The 1,935-nt window shown below is 33.5% G+C and carries 1 protein-coding gene; it reads left to right on the forward strand.

What is annotated here, in order from left to right; genetic code table 11:
• Positions 1–219 (forward strand): transposase (locus O9307_RS01900; RefSeq protein WP_298294776.1); only part of this gene is annotated, 219 nt, incomplete at its 5' end.
• Positions 220–1,935 lie beyond the last annotated feature (1,716 nt).

Below are 1,935 nucleotides of genomic sequence, written 5' to 3' on the forward strand. Positions count from 1 at the left end.
AGAAAAATAATCTACACTACAAATCTAATTGAAAATCTCAACGGGAAGATTAGAAAATACACCAAAAATAAAATGTCCTTCCCCACAGATGAAGCAGTTCTAAAATCGGTATATTTGGCTTTAAGAGAAGCAACAAAAAAATGGTCAATGCCTATTCGAAATTGGGGAGTGGTTTTAAACCAATTTATCCTTCTATTTGAAAAAAGGCTCCGATTATAAAAACCGAAGCCTTGACTTTTCAACTTACACACTTTTTGGGATAGTGTCACCGTACCTATTTTGGTTATCCTTTCATCTTGGAAATACTATACCTATGAGAAAAATTATTTTAGTAACCATATTTTTAATAGCAACCAATAGACGTTTTACTATTCCCCTAGCTCATCTATTGTGAGAAATAGTGCTATTTCTGTTTGTTTCTATGTCCGTTTGCGATTACTCTATGACTCTAGCCTGCACTGAGGCATCGAAGTGTGGTGAGGTTTTTTGTTTTTTTGAATTTCACCCAGCGGGTTTACCCTAGAATAAAAATACTATTGCTGTTTTTTTTGTGTTGTGAAAACGTTACCTATCGGGATCCTAGAAGTTTTTAGACTTATACACCTGACAGGTTTCAAAAACCTGTCAGGTGTGAGACGCCATTGAATTTACCCGAGAATAAATATACTATTGCTCTTTTTTTCTATGTTGTGAAAACGATACCTATCGAAACCTTCGAAGTGTTGTCTAGCCTTATACCCCTGACAGGTTTCAAAAACCTGTCAGGGGTGAGACGCCATTGAGTTTACCCTAGAATAAAAAATACTATTGCTATTTTTTTTGTGTTGTGAACCAAAACCACCTCGCCTAGCCCAATTTCATTAAGTTAAGGGTTAAATGAACAAATGATTGCTGATTTATAAAACACTGAAAATCATGTGCTTTTTATTCACTTGCTCTAAAATCTAAAATGCTTCGCCAGTTCGCTACCGCTCGAGTCAAGAATCATTACTCTTTACACGAGCCTAGAAGGCGAACTGGCGAAGCAATCTAAAATCTCTTTACTTAATGACCTAGCGCTCAAGTTAGTATTGCATTATTATAACACATTTGTTTTGCATTTTAAAGGTATTCGATGGTTATCAGTGCAAAATTATATTTTTTCTTATGCTGCCGTTTAATTTCCGGGCAAGGTAAATTGCGAATTTTATCTCACTTGGCTTTTATTCTTTAGTGGGGTTCGATGATTTTTAATTCAAAATTGTATTTTTACTTATGATTCCCAACTAATGAAATCATAACCACAGGAACAGGGCTAGTCCTAAATTCCAAAATTGAAATACCAAATTCAAAATTTAATCAAGAAGTATAAGGGTTAGCAGACGATTTAAAATGGCGCAAAGTGAGGACATTTTGCGCAGCATACACAACATTATCTATAATTTAGAATACTTTGCAGAGCTGGGTGAAATGTGAACTATTCCTAAATCCAAAATCAAAATCCCAAATTTCAAAAGGTGACTGATTTGCTTGATCTTTGTATTTAGGTATCTTTTCGAAATACCTACAAGGTCAAAAAAAGACCTTGCAGGAAATCAAAACTTCACTCTATTTAATGTAAAATTGTTGAATCGTTGAAATGTTAGACCTGAGAAGTGAATGGTGAAATTTGAGAAAATCATCACATCTATTATCTCATATCCTTCGAAAAACTCAAATATAGGTTGATTGGGTCGTTAGTCTTGTGTCCTAAAATAAGTTATCCCCAATTTGACAAGTACTTAAAACAAAAAAAGATGCCTAAGCATCTTTAAAAAAAACGTTTCTACTGGATATTTTGTGAAAAGGTTAAATTTACAAAATGGAATACGATATAAAAACGATACTAGAGAAAATTATTTTACCGATTCAAGACGGCTGGAAATTATCAAAATTAGAAATTGATGAAGAAAAACT

It is taken from the genome of Flavobacterium sp., assembly GCF_027531905.1.
Taxonomy (GTDB): domain Bacteria; phylum Bacteroidota; class Bacteroidia; order Flavobacteriales; family Flavobacteriaceae; genus Flavobacterium.